The sequence below is a fragment of the Paenibacillus melissococcoides genome (assembly GCA_944800085.1).
Lineage (GTDB): Bacteria > Bacillota > Bacilli > Paenibacillales > Paenibacillaceae > Paenibacillus_B > Paenibacillus_B melissococcoides.
On record CALYLO010000012.1, the window covers coordinates 172519 to 196293 of the forward strand.

Genomic DNA, 23775 nt, shown 5'->3' on the forward strand with positions numbered 1-23775 from the left:
CTTCCAAGCATAAACGGGAGATATGCATCCCCTTGTTCCGATGCTGGAGGAGAGAAGCGCGCTTTCGAACAAAATGATATCGAAGACGCGGGCCAACGGTACGAAAATTGGTTATAATGGACAGACAGCATATTGTTTCCTGGCGGGGCAGAGGCTTCGCCCAGGGAATGATGGGATGGAGGGAACGTACATGAAAATTGCAATTGGAGCGGATCACGCAGGTGTGAAGCTGAAGGACGGCATTATCGCGGTCATTCGGGAACTGGGACATGAGGTGGAGGATTTCGGCTGTCATTGCACCGATTCGGTCGATTATCCGGATTATGCCGTGCCTGTCGCCGAGAAGGTGGCCGCCGGCGAAGCCGATCGCGGAATTCTGATCTGCGGGACCGGGATTGGCATGTCCATCGCCGCCAATAAGGTGCCTGGGGTGCGCTGCGCCCTCGTGCATGATCTGTTCAGCGCGAAGGCGACTCGGGAGCATAATGATTCGAACGTGCTCGCCATGGGCGAACGGGTCATCGGCCCCGGCCTGGCGGAAGAGATCGTTCGCGTCTGGCTCGGCACGGAATTCAGCCAAGGGGAGCGCCATGCCGGCCGCATCCGCAAGGTGGAGGAAGCCGAGCGCAAGTACAACCCGGCGCCGTAACGCATCAGCGAGGAGGAAGCGACATGAAATCTTCTTATAAGCGGCAGGCCGAGCAGGCCGCCCGGGAGCTGGCGGCTGCAGCGAAGCTTGCTCCGGGCCAACTGGTCGTAGTCGGCTGCAGCACAAGCGAAGTGGCCGGCGCGCGGATCGGGACGGCCGGCACGCTTGAGGTTGCCCGCATGCTGTTCGACGGGCTGAATGTGCTGCGGACCGAGTTCGGCTTGCAGCTCGCTTTTCAATGCTGCGAGCACCTCAACCGCGCGCTGGTGGTGGAGCGCCGCACGCTGGAGCGATTCCGGCTGGAGGAGGTCGCCGCGGTGCCTGTCCCGCATGCGGGAGGTTCGATGGCGGCGCAGGCGTACCGCATGCTGCCGGACGCATGTCTGGCCGAGTCGATCGAGGCGCATGCCGGCATCGATATCGGCGAGACGCTGATCGGCATGCATTTGCGCCGCGTGGCCGTTCCGCTGCGAACGGAGCTCCGCGCCATCGGCAGCGCCAGAGTGACGATGGCATCGACGCGGCCGAAGCTCATTGGCGGCGAACGGGCGGTCTACCGTCTGCCGGACGACAGCGGAACTTCATGCGATTGACGCCGATTGCGGCCTGTTTTCGCAAGATTGATTTCTGATTATGATTAACGATGAAATGGGAGGGCTTGGCCAATGGTAGAACATTTACGACAATCGGATCCGGAAGTGCTGAAAGCGATGGATTTGGAGCTGCAGCGTCAGCGGAACAATATCGAGCTTATCGCTTCGGAAAATATCGTAAGCGAAGCGGTCATGGAAGCGATGGGGACCGTCCTGACGAATAAATATGCGGAAGGCTACCCGGGCAAGCGCTACTACGGAGGCTGCGAGCATGTCGACATCGTCGAGGACATTGCTCGCAACCGCGCGAAGGAGCTGTTCGGGGCCGCGCACGCGAATGTGCAGCCGCACTCCGGCGCGCAGGCGAACATGGCGGTCTATCTGGCGGCCCTGAAGCCGGGAGATACGGTCCTGGGCATGAATCTGGCGCATGGCGGCCACTTGACGCATGGCAGCCCGGTCAATGCTTCGGGTTTGCTCTATAATTTCGTGGCCTATGGCGTGGAGGAAGACACGTTCCTCATCGATTATGACAAGGTTCGCAAGGCAGCGTTCAAGCATCGTCCGAAAATGATCGTCGCTGGCGCCAGCGCCTACCCTCGCATTATCGACTTCGAAGCGCTCGGCTCTATCGCCAATGACGTAGGTGCGCTGTTCATGGTCGATATGGCGCATATCGCCGGTCTGGTCGCCGCAGGTCTGCATCCAAGCCCGGTTCCGCATGCGCATTTCGTGACGACGACGACCCACAAGACGCTTCGCGGTCCGCGCGGCGGCATGATCCTATGCCGTTCGGCCTGGGCGCAAGCCATCGACAAAGCCGTCTTCCCGGGCACGCAGGGCGGTCCGCTCATGCATGTGATTGCTTCCAAGGCAGTCGCGCTGTGCGAAGCGCTGCAGCCATCCTTCAAGCAATATGCGGCACAGGTCATCGAGAACGCGCAAGCGCTGGCGGCCACCCTGATCGAAGAAGGACTGAACATCGTATCCGGCGGCACCGACAACCATCTGATGCTAATTGACACGCGCAATGTCAACATTACCGGCAAGGATGCGGAGAAGGTGCTGGATTCGGTAGGCATTACGGTAAATAAAAATGCGATTCCGTTCGATCCGACAAGTCCGTTCATTACAAGCGGCATCCGCATTGGCACGCCGGCTGCGACATCGCGCGGCATGGATGTCGAAGCGATGCGCACGATCGGCAAGGTGATTGCCATGACGCTGAAAAATCCCGCCGACGAAGCGACGCTCGCGACTGCGCGCCGGATGGTGCGGGAGCTGACGGCGCAATACCCGCTGTATCAGACGATCAAATATTAATCTAACCGGCATAGATGATGTATTCCGGCTTTCCCCGGAGCGGCAGCTCTGGGGGGCCGGTTTTTTTTATGTAAGGAGATACGCCCGGGCAGCCCGCCCTGCGGTAGAGCTGACTGGATGGGAGAGTGACGTAAAGGACGGCAGAGGCGATAAATCTGATTCGATGGGAGAGTAGCGTAAAGCGCGGCAAAGGAGATAAATCCGAACGACACCAAGGGGCACAAAGAGATGAGCCTCGATGTAGACAGTAGATGCCTTGATGGAGATAGAACAGCTTCAAGTTGGTCTGGCCGGATTCATTCATTTCCGCACGCTGAGCGGAGAAAATGTAAAAAGGGCACAAACTTTATTTTTGATCCAGGTATAACCAGAGGGTGGGATGTCACTAATAGGGATAGAACCGATTTGTTACGATCGGCCAGGCGATAAATGGGAGTCATAAAGTGATCTTGAAAACGTGCAGATACAAGGCGGGAATGTTATAATAGGCCTGTTTGACGATGAATAAGAATCGCTGGACATTTTCTAGCAAGCAACATGAGTAAAAAGCGGAGGGACATGTTATATGGGCAAATTGATCATTTGCGATCATCCTTTGATTCAACACAAATTGACACTGATTCGTGACAAGCGCACGAACACGAAAGATTTCCGCGAGTTGGTCGACGAGGTCGCGACACTGATGGCGTATGAGATTACGCGCGAACTTCCGCTGCAGACATCCACGGTGGAGACGCCGGTGGCGGAGACGGAATGCAAGGTCATTTCCGGCCGCATGCTTGGCTTGATTCCGATTCTGCGGGCCGGTCTGGGCATGGTGGAAGGGGTCGTGAAGCTGATTCCGGGGGCCAAAATCGGACATGTCGGTCTATTCCGCGATCCAGAGACATTGAAGCCTGTTGAATACTACACGAAGCTGCCGACCGATGTGCATGAGCGGGCGCTTATCGTCATCGATCCGATGCTGGCGACCGGCGGATCGGCGATTGCCGCAATCGATGTGCTGAAGAAGCGCGAATGCACCCAGATTAAGCTGATGTGCCTCATCGCGGCGCCGGAAGGGGTCAAGGCGGTTCAGGATGCGCATCCTGACGTCGATATTTATTTGGCTGCGCTGGACGAGCGTCTGGACGACCACGGCTACATTGTGCCGGGATTGGGCGATGCGGGCGACCGGCTTTTCGGTACGAAATAAGGCATATCGCTAAATGAATGTGGCATAAACTGCCGATAATATGGTTATAGCATGCCGATAATATGGAAATAGCGGAGGAGAACGAGATGTCGAAACTGAAAGTGATGACGGTGTTCGGTGTCCGCCCGGAGGCGATCAAGATGGCGCCTCTTATTCTGGAATTGCAAAAGCATCCGGACCAGATCGAATCGATTGTCTGCGTGACGGCCCAGCACCGTCAAATGCTCGATCAAGTGCTGGACGTATTCAATATTCGGCCGGACTACGATCTGGACATTATGCAGGCCCAGCAGTCGCTGAACGATATTACGATCAGGGTGCTGCAAGGGCTGGAGCCGGTGCTGAAGGAGGCGAAGCCGGACATCGTGCTTGTGCACGGCGATACGCTGACGACCTTCCTGGCCAGTTATGCGGCGTTCATGCAGCAGATTCCGGTCGGTCACGTCGAGGCGGGATTGCGCACATGGAACAAGCTGTCGCCGTATCCGGAAGAGATGAATCGGCAGCTGACCGGGGTGCTGGCGGACCTGCATTTTGCCCCGACAGAATGGTCCGCGAACAACCTGAAGCAGGAGAATAAGAAAGAATCATCGATATATGTCACAGGCAACACAATAACAGATGTGTTTCAATATACAGTACGTTCCGATTACACCCATGAGGTGCTGGAATGGGCACAGGGCAAGCGCCTCGTGCTGATGACGGCTCACCGCCGGGAATCGCAGGGGGATCCGCATCGCAATATTTTCCGTGCCGTGCGGCGAATCGCCGACCAATTCGAGGATATCGCCATCGTCTATCCGGTGCATCCAAGCCCGGCTGTTCGTATTCCGGCGCATGAGATGCTGGGCGATCACCCGCGGATCAAGCTTATCGAGCCGCTCGATGTCGCTGATTTTCACAACATCTATCCGCACACGCATCTTATCCTTACGGATTCCGGCGGCATGCAAGAAGAGGCGCCGTCCTTTGGCGTACCCGTACTTGTGCTTCGGGGCACAACCGAGCGTCCGGAAGGCATTGAAGCGGGCACGCTGGAGCTTGTCGGCACGGACGAAGAGAAGGTGTATAGCCGAACCAAACAATTGTTGACCGATCAGGAGCTGTATTCCCGGATGAGCCAAGCGGCGAATCCATACGGGGACGGGAAGGCATCCCAGCGTATTGTCAGTGCGATTCTTCACAGTTTCGGACGGAAAGCGGAGTGTCCGGAGTCTTTTCACACAAAGTTCACAATTTGAATTCGGAGCGTCTTCTATACCCTAACGTACCAGCATACAGTGATACTGTACGGTTTACGCGGATTTTTACGACAGCGAGAACCAAAATACAACGTTTTCATCCTTATAAATACAAGGTTTTAACGAATTGACAAAATCTCGTATTGTTCAGTAAAATGAATGGGAATTATTAGCCTATGAAGACTTCGAAACGCAATGACAGCGCTTGGTTCATCGCTCTCAGCATCGGTGGGGCCGGTGTCACGCTCGCCGTGTACATCGTCATCGGATACTTCGCGGGGAAATGGCTGGCGCAAATGTTGGACGGGCCCAAGCTGTGGCTGGCCGTCGGCATGATCGCCGGGATGTGTCTCGGCATCATGAACATTATTTATTTTGTAAGGAAGTTCATGGGGGAACAAGATGAATGATATGACTTCGATTGTCCATGCCGTGACCAGGGTGGCATTCATCCTGATGTCGATGTTCCTTCTCGTATGGGCTTTTTCACCGGAGCACCGCCCTTATGCAGCCGGCTTGACGCTAGGAACCGTCGCCGGTCTCATTAATGCGCGCTATTTGTCGATGAAGGTGAGACAGTTGGCCGAACTGGCCGCCAGTCAGACAAGGCAGAGGTTCAACCTTGGACTCGTTACGAGAATGTGTATCGTTCTCTTGGCCGTGATGATCGGCATGAAGTTCGAACAGGTGTCGCTTGTGTCGACCATTGCGGGACTGATTTTCATGCAAGTCATGACCATTATCGTTAGCGTCATTATGGAATGGAGAAAAGGTGAATAAGCAGCTTATTCGAAAGGGGTGAACACATTTATGCACTCAGCACCGATTATCGAGGTTGGCGGGCTGCACTTGGATTTATCCATCATACTCACGCTGCTCATCAGTGTAGTCATCGTATTCATCATTGCACGATTGGCCGTCCGCAATCTGTCGGTCGAGAACCCTTCCAAAATGCAGAACTTCATGGAATGGGTTGTCGAATTCGTACAGGGGATTATCGGCAGCGCGATGGATTTCAAGAAAGGCAAGGCATACATCTCCCTGGGGATGACGCTTATCTTGTTTATTTTTGTATCCAACCTGCTGGGGTTGCCGTTCGCGGTCATCACGGAGGCGCACCACCCGGTAACGGTCTTCGGCCAGGAGATCGTTACGACGAGCCAACAGGTCTTCGACGAGCTTGCTGCCAAAGGCAAACCGGAGCACGTCCATCTGCTATGGTATAAGTCGCCGACGGCGGACATTTCCGTAACCTTCGGTCTGGCGTTCATGGTCTTCGTCATCGTGAACTTCCTGGGCTTGAAGAACAACCGCAAGCATTACTTGAAGCATTATATCGAGCCGTTCCCGATTTTCCTTCCATTGAACATTGTGGAAAACCTGGCGAAGCCGGTCGCGCTCGGTATCCGTCTTTACGCGAACATTTTTGCGGGAGAGGTCCTGCTATCGACGCTTATCGGAGCGGGCGTTTTCGGTCTTCCGTTCCTGGCGGCTTGGCAAGGATTCAGTATCTTTATCGGCGCCTTGCAGGCTTTCATCTTCACGATGTTGACGATGGTCTATATCGCGCAAGCGTCCGTGCATGAAGAACATTAACAAACTCTGCCGAATCCATCATCTTGATGAGCAACTTCGGGTGAGACATATAGACAAAAGCAATTCACAAATACATGAATTTGAGGAGGACTTTTCTAATGGGTATGTTAGCAGCAGCAATTGCAGTAGGTTTGGGCGCATTGGGCGCCGGTCTTGGTAACGGTATGATCATTAGCCGTACGGTGGAGTCAATCGCCCGCCAACCGGAAGCCCGCAACATGTTGCAGACGACCATGTTTGTCGGCGTCGGTATTGTCGAGGTTATTCCGCTTGCGGCTACAGTTATCGCATTCCTGGCATTTTTCTCTTAATGAAACGACAAACGGTCTGGCGGGGAAGGCCGATGCCATCCGCGCCTTCGTTTTGTAAATGCGCGTTATGTTAACGGAAAGGAGTGACTGTAGTGAATTTCGTGTGGGAAAATTTCGTATGGGCGATCATCGCTTTCCTCATCCTATATTTTTTGCTTCAAAAATATGCGTTCGGGCCTCTGTTCAGCGTCATGGAAAAACGCCGCGAGCTGGTCAAGCAGCAGCTCGACGAAGCGGCCAACAGCCGGACTCAAGCTCAGGCTTACATCGAAGAGCAGAAGCAGGCTCTCGATTCTGCCCGCAAAGAAGCTTATGACATTATCGAGCAGGCGAAGCAGACCAGCGTAAGGCAGGCCGACGAAATCGTCGGTCAAGCGAAGGCCGAGACAGCTCGCTTGAAGGAAGAAGCAGCCCGCGATATCGAGAGCGAGAAGAACAAGGCTGTGGCTGCCCTGCGCAACGAAGTCAGCGGCATGTCTGTCGCCATCGCCTCGAAGCTTCTTCAGAAGCAGGTGGACGAGAAGGACCAAGAGCAATTGGTTGACCAGTACCTGAAAGAGGTAGGGGGCAAACAATGAGCAAAGATATAGCGAAGCGTTATGCCAAAGCGCTGTTCGACCTGGCATCCGAGCGCAAAGCCGTTGCCGAGACCGAGCAGCAATTGAAGGCTGTCGTGGAAGTCATGAACTCGACTTCGGAACTGTACGTTCTGTTCTCCGCGCCGAATATTGATGTCAGCGTGAAGCAGGCCATTCTTCGGCAGGCGTTCGAAAACGAAGTATCCGAGATTGTCCTGAATACGCTGCTGCTCCTGACGGAACGGGGGCGCATCCGCATCCTTCCCGAGCTGGCGAACCACTTCGTCCGCATCGTCGGCGAAGCGACCGGCGTGACTGACGCCTACGTGACGACTGCCTTTCCGCTGGACGAAGCAGGGAAGCAAGAAGTTGCCGCCCAGTTCGGACAGATGCTCAACAAGACGATCCGCGTTCAAAATGTGGTCGATGCTTCGATCATCGGCGGCATGAAGGTGCGCATCGGCGACGTCTTGTATGACGGAAGCTTGTCCGGCCAACTGGAACGCATTCAAAAAACGTTGAAAACACAAGTACGTTAAACGATATAAGCACGGAAGAATGGGGTGAAGCGAATTGAGCATCAGACCTGAAGAAATCAGCACATTGATTAAAAGTCAAATCGAGAACTACAAGGCTGAGATCGAAGTGGCCGAAGTCGGCACGGTTATCAATGTCGGTGACGGTATCGCCCGCGTTCACGGTTTGGAGAACTGCATGGCCGGGGAGCTTCTGGAGTTCTCCAACGGCGTCGTAGGGATGGCTCTCAACCTGGAGGCAGGCAACGTTGGTATCGTTATTCTTGGTCCTTACACCGATATTCGCGAAGGGGATCAAGTCAAACGTACGGGACGCATTATGGAAGTGCCGGTCGGCGAAGCGCTGCTCGGCCGCGTCGTGAATTCGCTCGGACAGCCGGTTGACGGCAAGGGAGAAATCGCGACGACCGAATTCCGTCCGGTGGAATCGAATGCGCCAGGCGTCATTGACCGTAAATCGGTTCATGAGCCAATGCAAACCGGGATTAAAGCGATTGACTCGATGGTGCCAATCGGCCGCGGACAGCGGGAGCTGATCATCGGCGACCGTCAGACCGGTAAGACGACCATCGCTATCGATACAATTATTAACCAAAAAGGCAACGGCGTAAAATGTATTTACGTCGCTATCGGCCAAAAACAATCGACCGTAGCTCAAGTCGTGGAAACACTGCGCCGCCACGGCGCTTTGGACTATACGATTGTCGTTACGACATCGGCATCCGAACCGGCGCCGCTTCTCTTCCTGGCACCGTACGCAGGCTGCGCGATGGGCGAGTATTTCATGTACAAAGGCGAGCATGTGCTGGTCGTATACGACGACCTGTCCAAGCAAGCGGCGGCATACCGTGAGCTCTCCTTGCTCCTTCGCCGTCCTCCGGGCCGCGAGGCATATCCGGGCGATGTCTTCTATCTCCATTCCCGCTTGCTGGAGCGCGCAGCGAAGCTGAGCGACGAGAATGGCGGCGGCTCCCTGACGGCATTGCCGTTTATCGAGACGCAGGCGAATGACGTATCGGCGTACATTCCGACGAACGTCATCTCGATTACGGACGGACAGATCTTCCTGGAGTCCGATCTGTTCTTTGCCGGCCAACGTCCGGCGGTTAACGTCGGTATTTCCGTATCCCGCGTAGGGGGGGCGGCTCAGATTAAGGCGATGAAGAAGGTCGCCGGCACACTGAAGCTGGATCTGGCCCAATACCGCGAGCTGCAGGCATTCTCCCAGTTCGGTTCCGATCTGGACAAATCGACGCTGGCCCGTCTGGAGCGCGGCGCCCGTCTGATGGAAATCCTGAAGCAGGGCGTCAACGAGCCGCTTCCGGTCGAGAAGCAAGTCGTCAGCATCTATACGGCGACGAGAGGCCATGTCGACGATATTCCGGTCAAGGACGTTCTTCGCTTCGAACAGGAGCTTCATATGTACCTGCAGTCGAACAACGATGAAATCTATCAATCGATCCGGGATACGAAAGATTTGAGCAAAGAAAATGAAGAGGCACTGGTGCAGGCGATTACCAAGTTCAAGAAGAGCTTCGCCGTGTCGAGCTGATTATAGAGTGAACAGGCAAGCCGGGAAGCCAATGGCGGCCCGGCCTGCACAGGGATGAATTCCGCTTTGCCTCCCGCAAAGTGTGAAAGGCAGGTGAAGGTAAGTGGCTAAAGGGATTCTCGAAATACGACGCCAGATCAAGAGCATACAGAGTACAAGGCAGATCACGAAGGCAATGGAAATGGTGGCTGCAGCGAAGCTTCGCCGCGCACAGGAGAAGGCGGAAGCGGCCCGTCCTTATGCGGATAAGCTGAAGGAAGTCGTCTCCAGCATCGCCGCAGGCACGCAAGGCATTCAGCATCCGATGCTCGCGAAGCGTCCGGTGAAGAAGACGGGATATCTGGTCATTACTTCCGACGGCGGATTGAAGGGCGGCTATAATGCCAACGTGCTCCGCAAAGTGATGCAGGTCATTAACGAGCGTCACCGTTCGGCGGATGAATATGCATTGTTCGTCATCGGGCGCAAAGGCCGCGATTACTTCCGCAGACGGGAAATGCCGATGGTGGAGGTCGTGACGGAGCTGCCTGATTCTCCAACCTTCGCGAATATTAAAACGATAGCTTATAAAGCCGTGAAATATTTCGAAGAAGAGCAGTACGACGAACTCAACCTGTTCTACAACGAATTCGTCAACGCGATCACGCAGGTGCCGGTCGAGAAGCGCCTTCTTCCATTGGATGATGACGCATTGGGCGGAGAGACGACCAGTTATGAGTATGAACCTTCGCCGGAGGCGGTGCTGCATGATCTGCTGCCGAAATATGCGGAGACGCTCATTTACAGCGCGCTGCTGGATGCGAAAGCAAGCGAATTCGGCGCGCAGATGACCGCTATGGGCAACGCGACGAAGAACGCGACGAAGATGATCAACTCGCTGACATTGTCTTATAACCGTGCGCGCCAAGCGGCGATCACGCAGGAAATTTCTGAAATCGTAGCTGGAGCGAACGCTCAAGCTTAAACGGGTAACAGGATAGCGCAAGTTTTCAGTAGGAGGGAACGAGATGAACAAAGGACGCGTGATTAGCGTAACCGGTCCGGTTGTCGACATTGAGTTCGAACGCGGTCAACTTCCGGAGATATTGAACGCGATCAAGATTGAACAGAAATCGACGACTCCTGGCGCGCCTGACATCGACTTGACATTGGAAGCATCCGTCCATCTGGGCGATGACGTAGTGCGCTGCGTCGCGATGTCTTCGACAGATGGTCTGGTGCGCGGCATGGAAGCAACCGATATGGGGCATCCGATTACCGTACCGGTAGGCGCGGCGACATTGGGCCGTGTCTTCAACGTTCTGGGCAATACGATTGACAATGCGGGGGACGTCAGCCGCGAGCTGTCCAGCCCGATTCATAAGCCGGCTCCTAGCTTCGACGAGCTGACGACGCAAGCGGAGATTCTGGAGACCGGGATTAAGGTTATCGACTTGCTTGCTCCGTACGTCAAAGGCGGCAAGATCGGCCTCTTCGGCGGTGCGGGCGTTGGGAAAACCGTTACCATTCAGGAGCTTATCAACAACATCGCGCAGGAGCATGGCGGGATTTCCGTCTTCGCCGGCGTAGGCGAGCGTACCCGGGAAGGGAACGACCTCTACTATGAAATGAGAGACTCCGGCGTTATCAACAAGACGGCGATGGTGTTCGGTCAGATGAACGAACCGCCTGGAGCGCGTCTGCGCGTTGCTCTGACCGGTCTGACGATGGCGGAATATTTCCGTGACGAAGAAGGCCGCGACGTGCTGCTCTTCATCGATAACATTTTCCGATTCACGCAAGCGGGCTCCGAAGTATCCGCCCTGCTGGGCCGCATGCCTTCCGCGGTAGGTTACCAGCCGACGCTGGCTACCGAGATGGGACAATTGCAGGAACGGATCACGTCGACCAAAAAAGGCTCCGTTACATCCATTCAGGCGATCTACGTTCCTGCGGATGACTATACGGACCCGGCGCCGGCGACGACGTTCGCCCACTTGGACGCAACGACGAACCTCGACCGGAAAATTTCCGAATTGGGTATTTTCCCGGCGGTCGATCCGCTGTCTTCGTCATCCCGCGCTCTGTCGCCGGATATCGTCGGCAAGGAGCATTATGATGTGGCACAAGACGTGAAGAAGCTTCTTCAGCGCTACAAAGAGCTGCAAGATATTATCGCCATTCTCGGTATGGATGAGCTGTCGGAGGATGACAAGCTGACGGTAGCCCGGGCGCGGAAGATTCAACGCTTCCTGTCCCAGCCGTTCCACGTTGCCGAGCAGTTCACGAACATTCCCGGGAAGTACGTGCCGGTCAAGGAAACGGTTCGCAGCTTCAAGGAAATTCTCGACGGCAAGCACGACGACCTTCCGGAAGCGGCATTCCTGTTCGTCGGCACCATCGAAGAAGCGGTGGAGAAGGCAAAGACGCTGTAAGCGGCTTGACGTGAAACGGGCTGTCCGGGACGGGTAGTTCCGGATGGAACGGAAGGAGGAACCGCAGTTGAGCACCTTTTTATTGGAAATCGTCACACCCGAGCATAAAGTGTTCGAGGATCAAGTGAACATGATTACCGTCAAGGGCGCGGAAGGTGAACTCGGCATTTTGGCAGGACATATCCCGATGGTAACGCCGCTGCAGGTTGGGCCGATGAAGATTAAGACAGGCAGCAAGGAGCGTTGGCTTGCTGTTCATGGCGGATTCGTGGAAGTACGCAGAGACAAGGTCGTTGTCCTTGCGGAAAGCGCGGAACTGCCGGAAGAGATCGACATCGAGCGTGCGAAGGCAGCAAAAGCGCGTGCGGAACAACGCCTGGCAATGGCTCGACGGAGCAAACAGGATCACGTCGATTTCCGCCGTGCGGAATTGTCGCTCCAACGTGCCGTAACACGGATCCAAGTGTCCCAAAGAAACGTGTCACGATAATAGATTCAAGCCGAGGCGCTGTTAGCGTCTCGGCTTGATTTGTATCCGGAGGGCTTGCGCAGCGCCCTGCCGCCGAATTGACCCCAGGTTAGTTGAACGCAGCCGCCCCAGCTTCCGTTAGGTGCGGATATTCGACGCATGCATCCCGCAACAACGGTCCCTCAACGATGAATCTTACACCATTCTCTCTAAGCTGATAGTAATAATAGGCTTTACCTCTCTGGATTTACATTCGAACGAATATGTCTATATTGCCACAAAAGCTTCTTTGAAATGCTTCTATTATCCCGTCGCGATGAATAAAATATAACGATATGTCCATTGGCCGCTTTGCAAAAAGGAATACAAATTATGCCAGGAATTGCATAGACGGGGTTGGCAGGTTTTGTTATAATTGTGGCGGGTTTTATAACAATTGAATACAGGATTGTCTATAATACGATAAGCTGCGACGGAGGGGATGTCTTTGGAGTACATCAACAATTACGTCATCGTGGCCATTTTTGTCGGACTCGGTATTTTTCTGCCGGTGGCCGCTCTGACAGCGGGCCGGCTGCTCAGGCCGAAGAAGCCGACAGACATGAAACAAACAACGTATGAAAGCGGTAACGATCCGGTTGGTGTGGGACAAGTTCGATTTAACATCCGGTATTATTTGTTTGCGCTTATGTTTGTCATTTTCGATGTGGAAACCGTTTTCTTGTACCCGTGGGCGGTTGCGTACAAGCAGCTTGGCCTGTTCGCGCTGATTGAGATGCTGATTTTTGTCGGATTGTTATTGGTTGGATTAATTTACGCCTGGAAAAAGAAGGTGTTTCGATGGGATTCTCTTTAGAGTCAATCACGTTGGAAGAACGGCAGGAACTGGAACGCAATGTCTTTTTCGGCACGCTGGAGCAACTGAAGGGGTGGGCACGCAGCAACTCGCTATGGCCGCTGACGTTCGGTCTCGCCTGTTGCGCAATCGAGATGATGGGCACCGGCGCCTCGCACTATGATCTGGACCGCTTCGGCGTCATATTCCGTACCTCTCCCCGCCAGTCGGACGTCATGATCGTGTCCGGAACGGTAACGAAGAAAATGGGGCCGCTATTGAGACGGCTGTACGATCAGATGCCTGAGCCGAAATGGGTGATCGCCATGGGCTCCTGCGCGACGGCCGGCGGACCTTACGTCAAATCGTACTCGGTTATTAAAGGCGTCGATCAGATTGTGCCGGTCGATATTTACATACCGGGTTGCCCGCCGAATCCGGCGGCATTGATTTACGGCATTAACAAACTGCAAGCGAAAATCCGCTACGAAGCGAAGACCGGAAAGCGGGTGACGGATGCGTGAGCAAGAAGAAGAAGGATCGGGGGGCGGTTCAGCCGCCGCAAAAAGCCGAGAAGGAAAAGAAAACGGAACAGGCTGTGAAAGAAGAACTAACCGAAAAAAACGAAAAGACGGTAAAAGAAGCGCAAGCTGAACAAAGTGAAAAGATGGTAAAGAAAGAGCGGAAGGACGAAGCGGAAAAGTTAGTAGAGGAAGAGAAGGCGGAAAAATCCGGTAAGACCGGGATGGCCGTGAAAGTTGAGGCAACTTCTTCCGCACAAGAAGGGAAGGAGGCAGGACAAGCGGAACCGTCCGCGGCTGCATCGGGGGAAGGAGAGACAGCGGTGGAGCCGGTGAAGCGAGCGGCCAAGGGAACGAGGCCGCAAGAAGAGCCGGTATCCGCTTCGGAAGGCGCTGCGGAAGAGCCGAAGACGGAGCCCGCGAAGGAAGCGGCATCTCCGTCCGCTGAGAGTGCGCCGCCTGACGTGGAGGCGAGCGAACGCGCCGAAGCCGGTGTGCGAACCCGCCGCGGCAGAACCGGCCGCGCCGGCGGACAAGGCGAAGCGCGCGCCGCTCAGCGAGGAGGAGAAGGCCGCCCGCCTGAAAGCGGCGGAGGAACGGCGCGCCGCGGGAGCCGCAGGCGAACGGCCTGCCCGGACGGCGGCTGCCGCAGCCGGCGCCAAGCCCGAGCGGCCGGCACGCTTGCCGCGGGCGAAGGCGAGCGACGAGCCGCCGAAGCCGAAGGAGCCTTCCCCGAAGCAGCCTATACTTGATGCGCTGGTTGCCCTGCTGAAGGCGGAGGTGGCCGCGGATGCGGTGGAGGAGGCCGTCATTAACGAAGAGAACGGGCATTTGCCGACGATTACCGTGAAGAATGAGCATTGGTTGGCCTGCGCGCGGCTGCTTCGGCATCACCCGGAGTGGTCCTGCCATTACTTGCGGAATCTGGCCGGCGTAGACCGCGAGACGCATCTCGAGGTTGTGTATTATTTGATCAATTTATCCACGAAGGCCGAAGCGGCCGTTCACGTCAAAACGGATCGGGAACAGCCGTCTATTGCTTCGGTCACGCCGATCTGGCCCACCGCGAATTGGTGTGAACGGGAAGTGTATGATCTGCTGGGCATCGATTTTCCCGGGCATCCCGATTTGCGCCGCATCATGATGCCGGACGATTGGGTCGGCCACCCGCTGCGCAAAGACTATGAGCCGTTGGATTCGGAGGTGTAATCCCCCTTGATTCGCACAGAAGAACTGCTCTTGAACGTCGGTCCTCAGCATCCGAGCACGCATGGCGTTTTTCGCATTGTCGTGAAGCTTGACGGCGAAGTGATCAAGGAAGCCACCCCCGTGATGGGTTACCTGCACCGGGGGACGGAGAAGCTGGCCGAGAACCTCAACTACACGCAAATTATCCCTTACACTGATAGAATGGACTATGTGTCCGCGATGACGAATAACTATGTGCTTGTTCACGCCGTCGAGAAAATGATGCAGCTCGAAATACCCGAACGAGCCGAATTTCTCCGCCTGATCGTAATGGAGCTGCAGCGCGTGGCCAGTCATCTCGTCTGGTGGGGCACCTACCTGCTGGACATCGGGGCGATGAGCCCGTTCCTGTATGCGTTCCGCGATCGCGAAATTATCATCGATCTGTTCAACGAGCTGTGCGGAGCGCGGTTGACGTACAATTATATGCGCGTCGGCGGCGTCAAGTGGGACGCTCCGCCGGGATGGATTGACAAGGTGCGCGACTTCCTTCCATACATGCGCAAGCGGTTGAAGGAATACGACAAGCTGGTAAGCGGCAACGAGATCTTTTTGGCCCGGATCAAAGGGATCGGAACCTATGATGCCGAGACGGCCATCGCCTATGGATTGAGCGGAGCGAATCTTCGCTGCACCGGCGTGAAGTGGGATCTGCGGAAGGATGAGCCGTACAGCCTGTATAACCGCTTCGAATTCGATGTCCCGGTGGGAACGGACGGCGATTGCTACACGCGTTACGTCCTCCGGATGGAGGAGATTCACCAGAGTCTGCGCATTCTGGAGCAGGCGGTGGAACAATTCCCGAGCGAGGGCGAGACGATGGGCAAGGTGCCGCGCGTCATCCGTCCGCCGGAGGGAGAGATCTATGCGCGAATTGAATCGCCGCGCGGCGAGATCGGCTGCTATATCGTATCCCGGGCCAAGCAGGAGCCTTATCGCTTGAAGTTCCGGCGTCCTTCCTTCGTCAACCTGCAAATCCTGCCGAAGCTGCTCGTCGGAGAGACGATGACGAATCTTATCACGATACTGGGCGGGGTCGATATCGTCGTCGGGGAGGTGGATTGCTAGTGCAAGAACTCATCGCACAATCGCTCACCTGGACGAATGCCTTCATCTTTCTGGGCTGGGCCATAGTCATGTTGCTTGTCGTTCTCGGCTTCGTCACGTATGCGATCTATTTCGAACGGAAAGTGATCGGCTGGATGCAGTACCGCCATGGCCCGTCCCGGGTCGGTCCGCTCGGGCTGCTGCAGACGGTCGCGGACATATTCAAGCTGCTTATTAAGGAAGACACCATTCCGCGCAAAGCCGACCGGGCCTTGTTCATCCTCGCGCCAGTCATCGCCTATGTGCCCGCGTTCGCCGTTCTGGCCACGATACCGTACAGCGAACGGCTTGGCTTCGCCGATCTGAATGTGGGCTTGCTCTACTACGCCGCCCTCTCCAGCATTACGACCATCGGCATCATTATCGGAGGCTGGGCCTCGAACAATAAATATTCACTTTTGGGCGGAATGCGCTCTGCAGCGCAGATGATCAGCTATGAGATTCCGCTGGTCATCTCCGTCGTCGGCATTATTCTATTGAATGGATCGCTCAGTTTGCGTACCATTGTAGAAGGGCAAGGCAATTATTTTTGGGAATGGAATCTGTTCCCGCAAATTATCGGCTTCGTCGTCTTCATCATTGCGGGGATATCCGAGCTGAACCGGACCCCTTTCGATTTGCCGGAGGCGGAATCGGAGCTGGTAGCCGGCTATCATGTGGAGTACAGCGGCTTCCGGTTTGCCTTTTTCATGCTGGCGGAATATGTGTACGTCTTCGCGCTCTCCGCGCTGACGACGGTGCTGTTCCTTGGCGGCTGGCATCCGCCGTTTCCGTTCCTTGATTTTATTCCGGGAATCTTATGGTTCGCGCTCAAGTTTTCGTTCTGCGTCTTCTTCGTCTTCTGGCTGCGGGCGTCGATGCCGCGCATTCGCGTGGATCAATTGATGAGCTTCGGCTGGAAGGTGCTGCTGCCGCTGGCGCTTCTGAATGTGTTTGTGACGGCGCTATACATCGAATTTTTCAACAAATAGGCTAGGGGGGAAATACGTGAAAGGAATATTCAAAGGGCTGGGCGTCACGATGAAGGCGCTGACTTCCAAAAAAGTCACCTATCCGTATCCCGATAAGCCTCTGGTCATGCCTGACCGGTTCCGCGGCATTCAATATTTCGAACCGGACAAATGCATCGTCTGCAACATGTGCGCGCGCATTTGCCCGACCGATTGCATCACGCTCACCGGCAAGCCGAACCCGGATCCGGAGAAGAAGGGCAAGGTTATCGATACGTTCGACATCAATTTTGAAATTTGCATTTTATGCGATCTGTGCACCGAGGTATGTCCGACGGAAGCGATTGTCATGACGAACAATTTCGAGCTGGCGGCGTACAGCCGCGACGATCTGTTCAAAAACATGGAATGGTTGAACGAGAACAACCAGAATATTCGGCAGGAAAACAATTCAGCCATGCCAAAAGGGGGCGCCAGAAAAAATGTTTAACTTCTCCATCGAGTGGACGGGAGAAACGGTAGCCTTCTTCGTGCTTGCCATCTGCATCATCACCGGATCGGTATTGATGCTCAATTTTACGAAGGTCGTTCATATGGTCGTGTCGCTGGCCTTCGCTTTTCTCGGGCTGGCTGGCATTTTCGTTATGCTGGAAGCCGAATTCGTCGCCTTCGTCCAGGTGCTGGTCTACACGGGAGCCATCTCGATTCTGATGATTTTCGGCATCATGATGACCCGGCATGATCGGCAGGACGAAGAGGTATCGCGCCCGCTAAGGGAGACGTTGGCCGCCCTTGGCTGTCTGGCCTTGTTCGGGGTGCTGTTCTTTACGATACGCGGCACTGATTTTCCAGCGCCTGAGCCGGCCGGGCTGGCCCAGGACAATACGCTCCAGCTCGGGAAGCAGATATTTACGGAGCATGTCATCCCGTTCGAGCTGCTGTCGGTGCTGTTGACCGTCGCATTCATCGGGGCCATCGTGCTCGCGAAGAAGGAGGCGGATTAAATGGGTAGCATGCTGGCTTCCTACCTTACGCTGGCAGCCATCCTGTTCTGCATTGGACTCTACGGGGTGCTGACGAAGCGCAATGCCGTCATCGTGCTGCTGTCCATCGAGCTGATGCTGAATGCGGCCAATTTGAACTTGATTGCCTTTTCCAAGTATGGGGTCGTGCCGAATCTGAAGGGACAGATCTTCTCGCTCTTCACGATTGCGGTCGCCGCGGCGGAAGCGGCGGTGGGCGTCGCCATTCTAATCGCGTTGTATCGGAACCGCGGCACGGCTAACGTGGACGAATATAACGAATTGAAGAGATAACCGTAAGTCCAGCGGTATGATGTCAAGTCCCTGATTGATGAGAATTGGAAAATTTCCTTGGCGTGCAGCAGGATCAATCCCAAAAAAGGCATCACCAAACTAGACCCAGTCGAAAATTAAGTAAAATACCATAATTTAACTGGGAATTAGAGAAGAAAATTCATGAGCCAAGGCATTATTGCTCTGTCGGCTTCACCTTCCTTCTGGGCGTATAGAGTTGGTCGTTGCGTAGCAGCACATCGACCAGACGCACAAGTTTTCTTGCCGTTAAGACGAGGGCACGTTTGTGTTGATGCTTAGGGACTTCATTGAATTTCTTCCGGTAGTACTCCCCGAATTCCGGGTCGCGGTTTTTTACCGAGTTGGCAGCTTCAACAAGGTAGTAGCGAAGGAATCGGTTGCCGGAACGAATGCGCTTTGTATCTTCCGCCTCGAAGGAGCCGGATTGGTGCTTGCGCCACGTCAGACCCGCATACTTGGCCAAGGCGGCTTGATCCGTGAAGCGGTCGATGTCGCCGATCTCGGCCAGGATGCCTGCGGCATAGACCCGATCAATGCCCGGAATGGAACGGAGGCACTGGCTGCTGGAAATGCCGTCTAAAATGCGCTCAATCGCCTTGTCGAGCTCTTTAAGCTGACTCTGGATGCTCCGGATCGACTGAATTGAGGTGCCCAGCACCAAATCAATGGAATCCTCGACAACCTTCGAGAGACGGTACGAGGCCCGAGCCGCCTTTTGAATACAGCGGGCGACGTGTTCGGGATCGGGGAAACGATTTCTCCCCTTGTCCTTGAGATAGTCAGCCAAACGGGCGACATCCATATTCGCCATCTCATCCAGACTATACTTTTCCGAGAGCATTTCCATGATGGCATGGCCGAACACGGAACTGTCCACCTCCGCGCGAAAAGCATTGCACTTGTAGAACAGATTTTGCAAAAAGTATTGCTTCTCGCGGGTAAGGTTGTGTACGAGATGGAATCGCATGCGAGTGAGCCGCTGCAAGGCGATGTACTGTTCCTGCATCACGATAGTCGTCGTGAGTCTGCCAAAACGCAGGCGGTCTGCAATGATCCAGGCATCGATGCGATCGGTTTTGTCCAGGTCGGCATAAGCGTCTTTGAATTTGTTAATCAGCTTCGGATTAATGGTGAACACCTTGGCATTCAATTGTTGAAGGGCCTCATCTTCATGCAAGTACATGGCTGGATGCCAGCTGTAGACGGATGTGGCTTCAAGCCCGATATGAACCTCAGAGCAGGCTGTCTTGACCGCAGCAGAAATGATGCGATCCCGCAAGTAAGAGGCGCCGTGCAGATTGTTGGTGGTCTTGAAGGTCTCCAGGGTGTCGCCATCCGATTTCATCAAACAGGCTTCCAGTTCTTCGGAACTGACGTCAATACCGACAAAAAGCTTCAAGAGAATTCCTCCTTTCTATAAGGGATTCAGGGAACGGACTCTCCGGACTGTCTCCGGCGCACTCGCCGATCAATCACCCTCGCATATGAGAACACGCTTCGGTTCATGAGCTGCCCCGACGCTGCTACAGTCGGGCATGAGTTGCCGAAGGGAACAGCCAGCGGGTAAGAAGTGCAAGCGAGTACCGGAGAAACAGACTTAAAAAGTAGATTGGACTACAGGAGGGAGACGAATTTCCCCGAATGGAACCCTAAGTTCCATTGTCCAGAGACATTCCGGAAAGTCCAGTCCCCATATTAATTTTCAATGTGCAAGCTGGAAATTTTGAAGGCATTCTATGTTCCTATAAAGGACTGGAAAAAGACTCAAAACTGCCTTCAGGAAATACTATACGAGGAGGATACGACAATGGAATCCGTCTTGTCGCAATATGCATGGATTATCCCGGTCATTCCGCTGCTCGCGTTCCTCGTGCTGACGGCATTCGGCCGCCAGATGAAAGGTGCTGCCGTCATGCTCGGCGTCTTCAGCTCGTTCGCCGCATGCGTACTGTCCATCCTCATCCTGTGGGAGCGGATGACAGGAGCGCCTGACGACTACACCCGCAGCTTCGAATGGTTCCGCATTGGCGACATCCGCCTAGAGTTCGGATTTGACGTTACGAATCTGAATGTGCTGATGCTCGTCATTGTCACGCTGGTTAGCACGCTGGTCAATGTGTACTCCAAAGCTTATATGGAGGGCGACGAGCGGCAGACGGTGTTCTACGCATACATTGCTCTGTTCACGGGCGCGATGCTGGGACTTGTCCTGTCGCCGAACCTCATTCAGCTTTATATATTCTGGGAACTGGTCGGGGTCTGTTCCTTCCTGCTGATCGGCTTCTGGTATGAGCGGCCCGCGGCGCGCGCCGCCGCCAAAAAAGCCTTCATCGTCACCCGCATCGGCGATGTCGGGCTGCTGCTCGCGATTCTCATTCTGTTCTGGCATATGCCGAACCATGCGCTTGATTTTACGATGATCGGCAACGTCTTCGCCAATGCCGATTCCATGGCGCAGCATGGCATCTCCGCCGGCTTGGGCACCTGGATTGCCGCGCTGATTTTCCTGGGAGGCGCCGGCAAGTCCGGCCAGTTCCCGCTGCATACTTGGCTTCCGGACGCGATGGAGGGGCCGACGCCCATCTCCGCGCTGATTCATGCGGCGACGATGGTTGCGGCCGGCGTATATTTGGTCGCCCGGACCTTTGATATTTTCACCGTCTCGCCGACGGCGATGATGATCGTCGCGGGGGTAGGCGGCTTCACCGCGATCTTCGCGGCATCGATTGCCGCGGCGCAGCGGGATATGAAGCGAATCTTGGCCTATTCCACCGTCAGCCAGCTTGGCTATATGATGATGGCGCTCGGACTCGGGGCGGTTACGGCCGGGATATTTCATCTGTTCACCCATGCCTTCTTCAAGGCGCTGTTGTTCCTCGGGGCAGGCAGTGTCATTCACGCCATACATACACAGGACATCTTCCGCATGGGCGGATTGGGGAACCGGATGAAGGTGACGGCCTGGACCTTCGCCATCGGCGCCTTGGCGCTGTCCGGCATTCCGCCGCTGTCCGGCTTCTGGTCCAAGGACGCCATTCTGGCGGCCGCCTGGGAACAAAATATGCCGCTCTTCATCGTTGGAGCGGTCACCGTATTCATTACCGCCTTCTATATGGCGAGATTGTTCTTCCTGGTCTTCACCGGTTCCCCTGCCGCGGATTCGGATGCGGAGAGCGTCCGCGAAGCTCCGGCTTCCATGACATTCCCGCTCGTCGTGCTGGCCGTGCTGGCCGCTGCCGCCGGGTTCGTTCATACTCCATTCAGCGGCGCGTTCGGCACGTGGCTGGACGGGGATGAGCCGGGCTCCTCCGTCCATGCGGCTGCCATGATCATTTCGGTGCTGGCGGGCGTGCTCGGGATCGGGCTGGGCTATGTATGGTACGGGCCGCGCGGAAGCCGCCGCGGCGGTGCGCAGGAATCGGCGAATCCGTTCTATCGGCTTGTGGCGAACAAGTACTATATCGACGAGCTGTACCAGATCGTCTTTGTCCGCTCGCTTGCCGGCCTCGGCCGCGTGCTGCAGGCGTTCGACAAATGGATTGTCGCCGGGATCGTCCGGCTTGTATCGGGAACGGCGATAGGCATCGGCAAGACGGGGACCCGGCTGCAGAACGGCCAGCTTCAGACGTACGGGCTGATGTCGCTGTTCGGATTCGCTGCGCTGATCGTGTTCATCCTGGCGCTCGGAAGGAGGTTCTGGTAAATGGTAAACGGGCTTACATCGCTGCCCTTATTGACACTGCTGACCTTCTCTCCGCTGTTGGGCGTGCTGATTTTGCTGTTCGTGCCGAAGGGCTGCGCGCGCGCGATTCGATTCATCGGCATCGCGGCGACCATCCTGCCGCTCATCTTGGCGCTCACGGTGTACGGCATCTATGATCTGGTCGATAAAGGAGCGTCTTTAACCGAGCAATACGCCTGGATCTCCCTTCCGCTGAATCTGGAGATCGCCAGCGGCATTCAATCCTGGTCGTTCAACATCGACTATCATTTGGCCATTGACGGGTTGTCGCTGCCGCTCGTCGTCATGACGACGATTGTGGCCTCGATGGCGGCGATCGCTTCACTGGGCATCAAAAAAAGATGGAAAACGTATTACATCCTTTTCCTTCTGCTGGAGGTCGGGATGATTGGCGTTTTCCTGGCGCGGGATCTGCTCCTGTTCTTCATGTTCTTCGAATGGACGCTGGTGCCGACGTTTTTCCTGATCGGCATATGGGGATTGATGCGCCGGGAGAAGGCGGCGAACCGCTTCCTCGTCTATAACGGGCTCGGCTCGGCCTTGCTGCTCGTGGCCTTCGTCATGCTGACGGTAACCGCGGGCTTCACGACCCATCCCGACTTCCCGGATGGCGGCCACTATATCTACACCAGCAATCTGAATGTCATTATGGACAATCTGGGAAGCGCCTCAGCTTACGTCAATCAGCCGGACTACAGCGTCTTTTATCTCACCGAGGGAATGAGGACGACGGTGTTCGTGCTGCTGCTGATCGCCTTCGGCATCAAGCTGCCGTTCTTCCCGTTCCATACGTGGATGCTGAAGGTGCATGCCGAAGCTCCGGCTCCGGTCGTCATGCTTCACTCGGGTATTTTGTTGAAAATGGGGGCTTACGGGCTCGTCCAATTCGGAGCGGCGCTGCTTCCGCGAGAGACCGCCTCCTGGGCGACCGTGCTGGCCGTGCTCGGCGTAATCAATGTGCTGTACGGCGCGATCTTGGCTTTTCGGCAGCGGGAGCTGCGCCTGCTGCTGGCCTATTCCAGCATCAGCCATATGGGCTTCGTGCTGCTCGGCGTCGCGGCCATGAATGAGCTCGGCATACAGGGCGCAGTCGTTCAGATGGTGTCGCACGGCTTCATCTCGGCCTTGTTCTTCCTGCTCGTCGGCAGTCTTGGCAAGCGAACGGGCACGACGCGCATCGGCGAACTGGGCGGACTGGCGAAGAGCATGCCGTTCTTGTGCGGAATTCTGCTCCTGGCCGGTCTGGCATCGCTCGGCCTGCCGGGGCTGTCCGGCTTCGTCGCGGAGCTGCTGACGCTGCTCGGGCTGTACGGCACCGCATCCTGGGCCGCGATACTCGGAGCGCTCGGGCTCATCTTCAGCGCCGTCTACGTGCTCCGCGGGGTGCTGGCCATCTCGTACGGGCCGATGGATGCCCGCTTCGAGGGGCTGAAGGATGCGCGGCTGGCGGAGGCGATTCCGATAATGGTGCTGACCGCATGCATTGTCCTTATCGGTCTGTTCCCGTCCTTCGTGACCGCCCCGATAGACAATAGCGTTGGGCAAATGATCGAACTATTCAAGGTGAGGGGGTAGGCT

27 protein-coding genes are annotated in these 23775 nt (G+C 55.6%); 26 read left to right on the forward strand and 1 reads right to left on the reverse strand.

Going from position 1 to position 23775, the window contains the following annotated elements; translation table 11 throughout:
* Positions 1–190: 190 nt before the first annotated feature.
* From rpiB to nuoK, 24 genes are all read left to right on the forward strand, one after another.
* Entirely contained in the window at positions 191–649 is a 459-nt protein-coding gene (gene rpiB, locus OCY70_RS29570; RefSeq protein WP_197258586.1) for a ribose 5-phosphate isomerase B, read from the forward strand.
* 23 nt (positions 650–672) lie between these two features.
* Positions 673–1242, forward strand: a complete 570-nt coding sequence (locus OCY70_RS29575; RefSeq protein ID WP_261945017.1) for a TIGR01440 family protein — start codon at positions 673–675, stop codon at positions 1240–1242.
* Between the two features lie 72 nt (positions 1243–1314).
* Positions 1315–2565, forward strand: a complete 1251-nt coding sequence (locus OCY70_RS29580) for a serine hydroxymethyltransferase (RefSeq protein ID WP_213429403.1) — start codon at positions 1315–1317, stop codon at positions 2563–2565.
* 565 nt (positions 2566–3130) lie between these two features.
* A complete protein-coding gene (gene upp / locus OCY70_RS29585) occupies positions 3131–3760 on the forward strand; it encodes a uracil phosphoribosyltransferase (RefSeq protein ID WP_143797310.1) in 630 nt (209 codons plus the stop codon).
* Between the two features lie 86 nt (positions 3761–3846).
* Positions 3847–5001, forward strand: a complete 1155-nt coding sequence (gene wecB / locus OCY70_RS29590) for a non-hydrolyzing UDP-N-acetylglucosamine 2-epimerase (protein WP_213429402.1) — start codon at positions 3847–3849, stop codon at positions 4999–5001.
* A 176-nt stretch (positions 5002–5177) separates the two neighbouring features.
* Positions 5178–5411 (forward strand): AtpZ/AtpI family protein, encoded by a 234-nt coding sequence (locus tag OCY70_RS29595; RefSeq protein ID WP_168182365.1) that lies wholly within the window; start codon positions 5178–5180, stop codon positions 5409–5411.
* Positions 5404–5781, forward strand: coding sequence for an ATP synthase subunit I (locus OCY70_RS29600; protein ID WP_213429401.1), 378 nt, complete (start codon positions 5404–5406; stop codon positions 5779–5781). The genes OCY70_RS29595 and OCY70_RS29600 overlap by 8 nt, the downstream gene beginning before the upstream one ends.
* 30 nt (positions 5782–5811) lie before the next feature.
* Positions 5812–6597, forward strand: coding sequence for a F0F1 ATP synthase subunit A (atpB, locus tag OCY70_RS29605; RefSeq protein ID WP_213429400.1), 786 nt, complete (start codon positions 5812–5814; stop codon positions 6595–6597).
* A gap of 98 nt (positions 6598–6695) precedes the next feature.
* A complete protein-coding gene (gene atpE, locus OCY70_RS29610; protein ID WP_006284737.1) occupies positions 6696–6908 on the forward strand; it encodes a F0F1 ATP synthase subunit C in 213 nt (70 codons plus the stop codon).
* Positions 6909–7000: 92 nt separating this feature from the next.
* Positions 7001–7486, forward strand: a complete 486-nt coding sequence (gene atpF / locus OCY70_RS29615) for a F0F1 ATP synthase subunit B (protein ID WP_213429399.1) — start codon at positions 7001–7003, stop codon at positions 7484–7486.
* Positions 7483–8025, forward strand: coding sequence for a F0F1 ATP synthase subunit delta (locus tag OCY70_RS29620; protein WP_213429398.1), 543 nt, complete (start codon positions 7483–7485; stop codon positions 8023–8025). The genes atpF and OCY70_RS29620 overlap by 4 nt, the downstream gene beginning before the upstream one ends.
* Positions 8026–8059: 34 nt before the next feature.
* The gene (atpA, locus tag OCY70_RS29625) at positions 8060–9574 is read left to right on the forward strand and encodes a F0F1 ATP synthase subunit alpha (protein ID WP_213429397.1); all 1515 of its coding nucleotides are present in this window, start codon (positions 8060–8062) and stop codon (positions 9572–9574) included.
* A 103-nt stretch (positions 9575–9677) separates the two neighbouring features.
* Positions 9678–10538: an ATP synthase F1 subunit gamma gene (gene atpG / locus OCY70_RS29630; RefSeq protein ID WP_213429396.1), complete on the forward strand. Its 861-nt coding sequence runs from the start codon at positions 9678–9680 to the stop codon at positions 10536–10538.
* 43 nt (positions 10539–10581) lie between these two features.
* Entirely contained in the window at positions 10582–11988 is a 1407-nt protein-coding gene (gene atpD / locus OCY70_RS29635; RefSeq protein WP_168182358.1) for a F0F1 ATP synthase subunit beta, read from the forward strand.
* A gap of 67 nt (positions 11989–12055) precedes the next feature.
* Positions 12056–12478, forward strand: coding sequence for a F0F1 ATP synthase subunit epsilon (locus OCY70_RS29640; RefSeq protein WP_213429395.1), 423 nt, complete (start codon positions 12056–12058; stop codon positions 12476–12478).
* Positions 12479–12938: 460 nt separating this feature from the next.
* Entirely contained in the window at positions 12939–13313 is a 375-nt protein-coding gene (locus OCY70_RS29645) for an NADH-quinone oxidoreductase subunit A (RefSeq protein WP_168182356.1), read from the forward strand.
* Complete coding sequence (locus tag OCY70_RS29650; RefSeq protein ID WP_006284236.1) at positions 13298–13816, forward strand: NuoB/complex I 20 kDa subunit family protein; 519 nt, start codon at positions 13298–13300, stop codon at positions 13814–13816. The genes OCY70_RS29645 and OCY70_RS29650 overlap by 16 nt, the downstream gene beginning before the upstream one ends.
* Positions 13813–14565: a hypothetical protein gene (locus OCY70_RS29655; RefSeq protein ID WP_249725379.1), complete on the forward strand. Its 753-nt coding sequence runs from the start codon at positions 13813–13815 to the stop codon at positions 14563–14565. The genes OCY70_RS29650 and OCY70_RS29655 overlap by 4 nt, the downstream gene beginning before the upstream one ends.
* A complete protein-coding gene (locus tag OCY70_RS29660) occupies positions 14495–15022 on the forward strand; it encodes an NADH-quinone oxidoreductase subunit C (RefSeq protein ID WP_283776775.1) in 528 nt (175 codons plus the stop codon). The genes OCY70_RS29655 and OCY70_RS29660 overlap by 71 nt, the downstream gene beginning before the upstream one ends.
* Positions 15023–15028: 6 nt before the next feature.
* The gene (locus OCY70_RS29665; protein ID WP_213429394.1) at positions 15029–16129 is read left to right on the forward strand and encodes an NADH-quinone oxidoreductase subunit D; all 1101 of its coding nucleotides are present in this window, start codon (positions 15029–15031) and stop codon (positions 16127–16129) included.
* Entirely contained in the window at positions 16129–17139 is a 1011-nt protein-coding gene (nuoH, locus tag OCY70_RS29670; protein WP_213429393.1) for an NADH-quinone oxidoreductase subunit NuoH, read from the forward strand. The genes OCY70_RS29665 and nuoH overlap by 1 nt, the downstream gene beginning before the upstream one ends.
* 16 nt (positions 17140–17155) lie before the next feature.
* Positions 17156–17608, forward strand: a complete 453-nt coding sequence (nuoI, locus tag OCY70_RS29675) for an NADH-quinone oxidoreductase subunit NuoI (RefSeq protein ID WP_213429392.1) — start codon at positions 17156–17158, stop codon at positions 17606–17608.
* Positions 17601–18122, forward strand: coding sequence for an NADH-quinone oxidoreductase subunit J (locus OCY70_RS29680; RefSeq protein WP_213429391.1), 522 nt, complete (start codon positions 17601–17603; stop codon positions 18120–18122). The genes nuoI and OCY70_RS29680 overlap by 8 nt, the downstream gene beginning before the upstream one ends.
* Positions 18123–18434, forward strand: coding sequence for an NADH-quinone oxidoreductase subunit NuoK (gene nuoK / locus OCY70_RS29685; protein WP_006680140.1), 312 nt, complete (start codon positions 18123–18125; stop codon positions 18432–18434).
* A gap of 175 nt (positions 18435–18609) precedes the next feature.
* On the opposite strand, the gene OCY70_RS29690 is transcribed toward nuoK, so the two are convergent.
* Positions 18610–19854, reverse strand: coding sequence for an IS110 family transposase (locus OCY70_RS29690; protein WP_261944499.1), 1245 nt, complete (start codon positions 19852–19854; stop codon positions 18610–18612).
* A 408-nt stretch (positions 19855–20262) separates the two neighbouring features.
* On the opposite strand from OCY70_RS29690, the gene nuoL reads away from it, so the two are divergent.
* Together nuoL and OCY70_RS29700 are read left to right on the forward strand one after the other, a co-directional pair.
* Positions 20263–22158: an NADH-quinone oxidoreductase subunit L gene (gene nuoL, locus OCY70_RS29695; RefSeq protein ID WP_213427484.1), complete on the forward strand. Its 1896-nt coding sequence runs from the start codon at positions 20263–20265 to the stop codon at positions 22156–22158.
* On the forward strand, positions 22159–23772 hold the full coding sequence (locus tag OCY70_RS29700) for a complex I subunit 4 family protein (protein WP_213427485.1): 1614 nt from the start codon (positions 22159–22161) through the stop codon (positions 23770–23772).
* The last annotated feature ends 3 nt before the right edge of the window (positions 23773–23775 follow it).

Coding starts and splice junctions, on each gene's coding strand:
- rpiB (WP_197258586.1), top strand. CDS start 191: ATGAAAATTGCAATTGGAGCGGATCACGCAGGTGTGAAGCTGAAGGAC.
- OCY70_RS29575 (WP_261945017.1), top strand. CDS start 673: ATGAAATCTTCTTATAAGCGGCAGGCCGAGCAGGCCGCCCGGGAGCTG.
- OCY70_RS29580 (WP_213429403.1), top strand. CDS start 1,315: ATGGTAGAACATTTACGACAATCGGATCCGGAAGTGCTGAAAGCGATG.
- upp (WP_143797310.1), top strand. CDS start 3,131: ATGGGCAAATTGATCATTTGCGATCATCCTTTGATTCAACACAAATTG.
- wecB (WP_213429402.1), top strand. CDS start 3,847: ATGTCGAAACTGAAAGTGATGACGGTGTTCGGTGTCCGCCCGGAGGCG.
- OCY70_RS29595 (WP_168182365.1), top strand. CDS start 5,178: ATGAAGACTTCGAAACGCAATGACAGCGCTTGGTTCATCGCTCTCAGC.
- OCY70_RS29600 (WP_213429401.1), top strand. CDS start 5,404: ATGAATGATATGACTTCGATTGTCCATGCCGTGACCAGGGTGGCATTC.
- atpB (WP_213429400.1), top strand. CDS start 5,812: ATGCACTCAGCACCGATTATCGAGGTTGGCGGGCTGCACTTGGATTTA.
- atpE (WP_006284737.1), top strand. CDS start 6,696: ATGGGTATGTTAGCAGCAGCAATTGCAGTAGGTTTGGGCGCATTGGGC.
- OCY70_RS29620 (WP_213429398.1), top strand. CDS start 7,483: ATGAGCAAAGATATAGCGAAGCGTTATGCCAAAGCGCTGTTCGACCTG.
- atpD (WP_168182358.1), top strand. CDS start 10,582: ATGAACAAAGGACGCGTGATTAGCGTAACCGGTCCGGTTGTCGACATT.
- OCY70_RS29645 (WP_168182356.1), top strand. CDS start 12,939: ATGTCTTTGGAGTACATCAACAATTACGTCATCGTGGCCATTTTTGTC.
- OCY70_RS29650 (WP_006284236.1), top strand. CDS start 13,298: ATGGGATTCTCTTTAGAGTCAATCACGTTGGAAGAACGGCAGGAACTG.
- OCY70_RS29680 (WP_213429391.1), top strand. CDS start 17,601: ATGTTTAACTTCTCCATCGAGTGGACGGGAGAAACGGTAGCCTTCTTC.
- nuoK (WP_006680140.1), top strand. CDS start 18,123: ATGGGTAGCATGCTGGCTTCCTACCTTACGCTGGCAGCCATCCTGTTC.
- nuoL (WP_213427484.1), top strand. CDS start 20,263: ATGGAATCCGTCTTGTCGCAATATGCATGGATTATCCCGGTCATTCCG.
- OCY70_RS29700 (WP_213427485.1), top strand. CDS start 22,159: ATGGTAAACGGGCTTACATCGCTGCCCTTATTGACACTGCTGACCTTC.